The sequence below is a fragment of the Streptomyces siamensis genome (assembly GCF_039543605.1).
Lineage (GTDB): Bacteria > Actinomycetota > Actinomycetes > Streptomycetales > Streptomycetaceae > Streptomyces > Streptomyces siamensis.
Genome location: NZ_BAABKB010000076.1, coordinates 81,116 through 87,407 on the forward strand (window position 1 = coordinate 81,116; position 6,292 = coordinate 87,407).

The 6,292-nt window shown below is 76.1% G+C and carries 5 protein-coding genes; all 5 read left to right on the forward strand.

The features are described 5' to 3' along the window. The first annotated feature begins 89 nt into the window (after positions 1 to 89). The 5 genes from cobM to cobC all read left to right on the forward strand — a co-directional run bounded on the left by cobM (position 90) and on the right by cobC (position 6,206). A complete protein-coding gene (gene cobM, locus ABEB03_RS45245) occupies positions 90 to 914 on the forward strand; it encodes a precorrin-4 C(11)-methyltransferase (protein WP_345658995.1) in 825 nt (274 codons plus the stop codon). Further along, entirely contained in the window at positions 911 to 2,224 is a 1,314-nt protein-coding gene (cbiE, locus tag ABEB03_RS45250; protein ID WP_345658997.1) for a precorrin-6y C5,15-methyltransferase (decarboxylating) subunit CbiE, read from the forward strand. The genes cobM and cbiE overlap by 4 nt, the downstream gene beginning before the upstream one ends. Beyond that, a complete protein-coding gene (gene cobJ, locus ABEB03_RS45255; protein WP_345658998.1) occupies positions 2,221 to 3,912 on the forward strand; it encodes a precorrin-3B C(17)-methyltransferase in 1,692 nt (563 codons plus the stop codon). The genes cbiE and cobJ overlap by 4 nt, the downstream gene beginning before the upstream one ends. Before the next feature lie 256 nt (positions 3,913 to 4,168). Then, a complete protein-coding gene (locus tag ABEB03_RS45260) occupies positions 4,169 to 5,089 on the forward strand; it encodes a sirohydrochlorin chelatase (RefSeq protein ID WP_345658999.1) in 921 nt (306 codons plus the stop codon). Continuing rightward, positions 5,079 to 6,206, forward strand: a complete 1,128-nt coding sequence (gene cobC, locus ABEB03_RS45265; RefSeq protein WP_345659000.1) for an Rv2231c family pyridoxal phosphate-dependent protein CobC — start codon at positions 5,079 to 5,081, stop codon at positions 6,204 to 6,206. Before ABEB03_RS45260 ends, cobC begins: the two co-directional genes overlap by 11 nt. Positions 6,207 to 6,292: the final 86 nt, after the last annotated feature.

A 6,292-nucleotide genomic window follows, 5' to 3' on the forward strand; every position in this document is an offset into this window, starting at 1 on the left:
GGCGGATCATCCGCTGACTTTTCGCGATCACCGCATCCGCGGTGCCCGCAGCCGTAGTACTCGCACTGTGTAGGAGAGGACCGATTCCCATGGCCGAAGCCCCCACCGGCAAGGTGACGTTCGTCGGTGCCGGCCCCGGCGCCGCCGACCTGCTGACGTTCCGCGCCGCGCGCGCCATCGCCGAGGCGGACGTCGTGATCTGGGCGGCCAGCCTGGTGCAGGCCGAGGTCCTCGACCACGCGCGGGAGGGGGCGGAGATCCTGGACTCCGCGACGATGTCCCTGGAGGACGTCGTCGCCGTGTACGAGCGGGCCGCGGTGCGGGGGCTGCGGGTGGCCCGGATCCACTCCGGCGACCCGGCGCTCTGGGGCGGCACGCAGGAGCAGGTCGACCGGTGTGCCGCCATCGGGATCGAGACGGAGATCGTGCCCGGCGTCTCCTCCTTCTCCGCGGTCGCCGCGCTCGCTCAGCGCGAGCTGACGATCCCCGAGGTCGCGCAGTCCGTGATCCTCACCAGGCTCGGCGGCGGCAAGACGCCGATGCCGCCCGGGGAGGAGGTGCGGGAGTTCGCCCGGCACGGGACGACGATGGCGTTGTTCCTGTCGGCCGCGCGCAGCGGGCAGCTCGTCCGGGAGCTGCTGGAGGGCGGCTATCCGACGTCCACGCCGGTCGTGGTCGCCTACCAGGCGACCTGGCCCGAGGAGCTGGTCGTCAGGTGCACCATCGGCACCCTGGAGGAGACCGTCAAGGAGCACAAGCTGTGGAAGCACACGCTGTTCCTGGTCGGTCCGGCGCTCGACGCGAGCGGCACCCGCTCGCACCTCTACCACCCCGGTCACTTCCACGGCTTCCGCAAGGCCGACCCGCAGGCGCGCGCGGAGCTGCGCGCGGCACGGAAGAGCGGTTCGTCGTGATCACCGTCGTCGGTACGGGGACGGGGGCGCCGTTGCCCCCGGACGCCGCGGCCGCGCTCGCCGGGGCCGGGCTGGTGGTGGGCGGCCGCCGTCATCTGGCGGCGGCAGGGCTGCCGGACGCGGTGGAGCGGATCGTCCTCGGGCCGCTGGCGCCCGCGCTGGACGCGATCGAGCAGTACGTGGAGAAACGCTCCGTGGAGCGGGCGGCGGGGTCCGCGCGGCCGGACGGGGCGGGGCCGGACGGCGCGCGCGGCGACGGGGTCGTGGTGCTCGCCTCCGGCGACCCGGGGTTCTTCGGGATCGTACGGGCGCTGGCCGGGCGGTTCGGGCCGGACCGGCTGGACGTGCACCCCGGAGTCTCGTCCGTCGCGACCGCGTTCGCCCGGCTCGGAGTGCCCTGGGACGACGCGGTGGTGGTGAGCGCGCACGGACGTGATCTGCGCACCGCCGTGAACATGTGCCGCGCCCATCCGAAGGTGGCCGTGCTGACCGGCCCGGGCTCCGGTCCCGCCGAACTGGGCGCGGCCCTCGCGCACCGCTGCGGGACACGTGTCCTCGTCGTGGCGAGCGCCCTCGGTGACCCCGGCCGCGAACGCGTGGAGCGGGTGACGCCCGCCGAGGCCGCCGCCCGTGACTGGGGGACGGCGGTGAGCGTCGTGCTGTGCCTGGACGAGGCGCGCGCCCTCGGCCCGGTGCGGACCGTCGCCGGGCCCCGGCCGGGGCCCGACCGATGGGCCCTGGACGAGAGCGAGTTCGCCCATCGCGACTCGATGATCAGCAAGTTCGAGGTGCGGGCGCTCGCGCTGGCCCGGCTCGGTCCGCGCCCCGGCGAGCTGGTCTGGGACGTCGGCGCAGGATCCGGGTCCGTCGCCGTCGAGTGCGCGCGGTTCGGCGCCGCGGTCGCCGCGGTCGAGAAGACCGTGGACGGCGTCGAGCGGATCCGCGCCAACGCGCAGGCGCACGGCGTGGACGTACGCGTCGTGCACGGGGCGGCGCCCACGGTGCTGTCCGACCTGGACGATCCGGACGCCGTGTTCATCGGCGGCGGCGGACGAGAACTGCCCGCCATCGTCACGGCCTGCGCGCGGCGGGCCCGGCGTGCCGTGGTGGTGGCCATGGCCGCGCTGGACCGCGTGCCGGCGGCCCGCGACGCGCTCGTCGCCGCCGGGTTGGACTGCGACGGGGTGCTGTTGCAGTCGTCGCGGCTGGCGCCGCTGCCCGGCGGTGTCGACCGGCTCGCCGCCACCAACCCCGTCTTCCTGCTGTGGGGTGTCAGGCCCCCGGCCCGTATCGAAGGAGTCCCCCAGTGATCGGCCTGATTTCCGCCACGGCGGCCGGCGCGGCGGCGCGTGACCGGCTGGCCGCGGCCTGGCCCTCCCGTACGCGGGTGTACGACGGGTCCGTCGCCGACGCCGTGCGGCGGGCGTTCGCGGAGTGCGACCAGCTCGTGTGCTTCCTCGCCACCGGCGCGGTCGTACGGCTCGTCGCACCGCTGCTGGGCGACAAGACGTCGGACCCGGGGATCGTGTGCGTCGACGAGGCGGGGCGCTTCGCGGTGTCCCTCGTCGGCGGTCACGGCGGCGGGGCGAACGAACTGGCCCGCGAGGTCGGCGAGGTGCTCGGCGCCGCGCCCGTGGTGACCACGGCGACCGACGCGGTGGGCGTCCCCGGCCTGGACACCCTCGGCTTCCCCGTGGAGGGGGACGTCGCCGGTGTCACCCGCGCCCTGCTGGACGGTGAGCCCGTCGGGCTGTCGGCCGAGCTGGCGTGGCCGCTGCCCCCGCTGCCGGTCACGGACGAGGGCGTGTGCACGATCCGGGTCACCGACCGGCTCGCGCCGGCCGCCGACCGGGAGGTCGTGCTGCGTCCGCCGTCGCTCGTCGTGGGCGTCGGCGCCTCCAGCGGCGCGCCCGTCGACGAGGTGCTGGGGCTCGTCGAGGACGCCCTGCGGGAGGCCGGGCTGTCCGTGCGGTCGGTGGGCGAACTCGCCACCGTGGACGCCAAGGCGGGTGAGCCCGGCATCGTCGGGGCCGCCGAGCGCCTCGGGGTGCCGCTGGTGACGTACGCCGCGGACGAACTGGCGCGCGTGGACGTGCCGAACCCGTCGGGCGCACCGCTCGCCGCCGTCGGCACCCCCTCGGTCGCGGAGGCCGCCGCTCTCGTCGGCGGTGGCGAACTCCTCGTCCCCAAGCGCAAGTCGCAGCGCGCGGACGGGCGGCCCGCGATGGCGACCTGCGCGGTCGTGCGGCGGGTGGCCCGCGGCCGGCTCGCGGTCGTCGGTCTCGGACCGGGTGCCCGCGACCTGCTCACCCCGCGCGCCAAGGAGGAACTGCGGCGTGCGTCGGTGCTCGTCGGGCTCGACCAGTACGTCGACCAGATCCGCGATCTGCTGCGTCCGGGCACCCGGGTCCTGGAGTCGGGGCTCGGCGCGGAGGAGGAGCGGGCGCGGACGGCGGTGGCCGAGGCCCGGCGCGGGCAGGCGGTCGCCCTGATCGGCAGCGGCGACGCGGGCGTGTACGCGATGGCGTCGCCCGCGCTGGCCGAGGCGTCCGACGACATCGACGTGGTCGGGGTGCCCGGGGTGACGGCGGCGCTGGCGGCGGGAGCCATCCTGGGTGCCCCGCTCGGCCACGACCACGTGTCGATCAGCCTCTCCGACCTGCACACGCCCTGGGAGGTCATCGAGCGCCGGGTGCGGGCCGCCGCCGAGGCCGACATCGTGGTGACCTTCTACAACCCCCGCAGCAGGGGCCGCGACTGGCAGCTCCCGAAGGCGCTGGCGATCCTCGCCGAGCACCGGGAGCCGCGGACACCGGTGGGTGTCGTGCGCAACGCGTCGCGTCCGGACGAGTCGAGCCGGCTGACCAGCCTTTCGGCGCTCGACCCGGCGACGGTGGACATGATGACCGTGGTCACCGTGGGGAACACGGCGACCCGTGACATCGCCGGGCGCATGGTGACGCCGCGTGGCTACCGCTGGCAGGAGACGGCCGGATGAGCCCGCGCTCCCCGCGGACCCCGCGGACCGACGGACCGGACCGCCCGGCGCGGCCCGTCGGGCGGGCGTCCCGCCGGCGGCCGCGCGCCCGCCGGCCCGGCGTCCCCGCATCCGAACCGCACGTCGCGAGCGGCCCGACCGCCGCCCGCACCGTGTCCGGCGGGCTCCGGCCGGCGGTCACCGCCGCAGCCGGCGTCCCGCCGTACCACCCCGTTCCACAGGCCACCGAGGCTTCACAATCCGCCAAGGAGACATCGTGACCACCCCTGCCCCCGCCCTGCTCATCGCCGGACACGGCACCCGGGACGAGGCCGGAGCCGAGGCCTTCCGCGACTTCGTACGGGAGTTGGGCCGCCGCCACCCCGACCTGCCCGTCGCGGGCGGGTTCATCGAGCTGTCGCCGCCGCCGCTCGGCGAGGCCGTCGCCGAGCTCGTCGGACGGGGCGTGCGGCGCTTCGCGGCCGTACCGCTGATGCTGGTGTCCGCCGGGCACGCCAAGGGCGACATCCCGGCGGCGCTCGCCCGCGAGAAGGAGCGGCACCCCGGCATCTCGTACACGTACGGGCGCCCGCTGGGCCCGCACCCGTCGCTGCTCGCCGTCCTGGAACGGCGGCTCGACGAGGCGCTCGGCGGGACGGCGCGGACGCCCGAGGACCGTGCCGACGTGACCGTGCTGCTCGTGGGACGCGGTTCCACCGACCCGGACGCCAACGCCGAGGTGCACAAGGCGGCCCGGCTGCTGTGGGAGGGCCGCGGATACGCGGGGGTCGAGACGGCGTTCGTGTCGCTGGCGGCACCGGACGTGCCGTCCGGGCTCGACCGGTGCGTGAAGCTGGGCGCCCGCCGGATCGTCGTGCTCCCCTACTTCCTGTTCACCGGCATCCTCCCCGACCGGGTACGGCAGCAGACCGAGGGCTGGGCCGCCGCGCACCCGGACGTCGAGGTGCGCTCCGCCGATGTCATCGGCCCCGAGCCGGAGTTGCTCGACCTCGTCATGGAGCGGTACGAGGAGGCGGTCAGGGGCGATCTGCGGATGAACTGCGACTCCTGCGTGTACCGGATCGCGATGCCCGGGTTCGAGGACAAGGTGGGGCTCCCCCAGCAGCCGCACTTCCACCCGGACGACGACGGTCACCACCACGGCGGCCACTCGCACTCGCACTCGCATGCGCACTGACGGCGGGCACGGCGGCGGTGCGGGCCGCGTGGACGCGCCCGCGGCGGACGCTGCGGGCGCGCGCGGCGGCCACGACCTGCGTCACCACGGTGACGCCGAGGTGCGCGACGACGGCTCCGCCCTCACCGATCTCGCCGTGAACGTCCGCGCCGGCACGCCTCCCCCGTGGCTGCGCGAGCGGATCGCCGCGTCGCTGACCGGGCTGGCGGCCTATCCGGACGGGCGGGCGGCGCGGGCCGCGGTGGCCGCGCGGCACATGCTCCCGGTGGAGCGGGTGCTGCTGACCGCCGGGGCCGCCGAGGCGTTCGTGCTGCTCGCGCGCGCCCTGAAGGTGCGCCGGCCGGTGGTCGTGCATCCGCAGTTCACGGAGCCGGAGGCCGCGTTGCGGGACGCCGGGCACTGCGTCGACCGGGTCCTGCTGCGGGCCGAGGACGGTTTCCGGCTGGATCCTGCGGCCGTGCCCGAGGACGCGGACCTCGTCGTGATCGGCAATCCGACCAACCCGACCTCGGTGCTGCACCCGGCCGCGTCGATCGCGCGGCTCGCCAGGCCCGGGCGGGTGCTGGTCGTCGACGAGGCGTTCATGGACGCGGTGCCCGGGGAGCGGGAGGCGCTGGCCGGCCGCACGGACGTCCCCGGGCTGGTCGTGCTGCGCAGTCTCACTAAGACGTGGGGACTGGCCGGGCTGCGCATCGGGTACCTGCTCGCCGATCCCGGGACGGTCGAGGAGCTGGAGCGGGCCCAGCCCCTGTGGCCCGTGTCCACGCCCGCGCTCGCCGCCGCCGAGGCCTGTGTGTCCTCCCAGGCGCTCGCGGAGGCCGCGCACGCGGCGCACCGGATCGCCGCGGACCGCGCCCATCTCGTGGCCGGTCTCCGGGAGTTCGGCTCCGACGGGCTGCACGTCGTGGAGCCGTCGGAGGGGCCGTTCGTGCTGGTCCGTCTTCCACGGGCGGCCGCGGTGCGCCGGCATCTGCGCGACCTCGGGTTCGCGGTGCGGCGCGGCGACACGTTTCCCGGGCTGGACGAGGACTGGCTCCGGATCGCCGTCCGGGACCGGGCGACGGTCAACCGGCTGCTCCAGGCCGTCGATCGCGCGATCACGCTGTCGCGGGACTGAGGGGTCTTCGCCCCGGGCCCCGCGACGCCGGTGCCGGCCGGGCGGGGAAGCCCGCCCGGCACCCGGGGGCGGGCCCGTTCAGGCCG

What these genes read in the sequence shown, in the direction of transcription:
- cobM (WP_345658995.1), top strand. Translation starts at nt 90, where the DNA reads ATGGCCGAAGCCCCCACCGGCAAGGTGACGTTCGTCGGTGCCGGCCCC.
- cobC (WP_345659000.1), top strand. Translation starts at nt 5,079, where the DNA reads ATGCGCACTGACGGCGGGCACGGCGGCGGTGCGGGCCGCGTGGACGCG.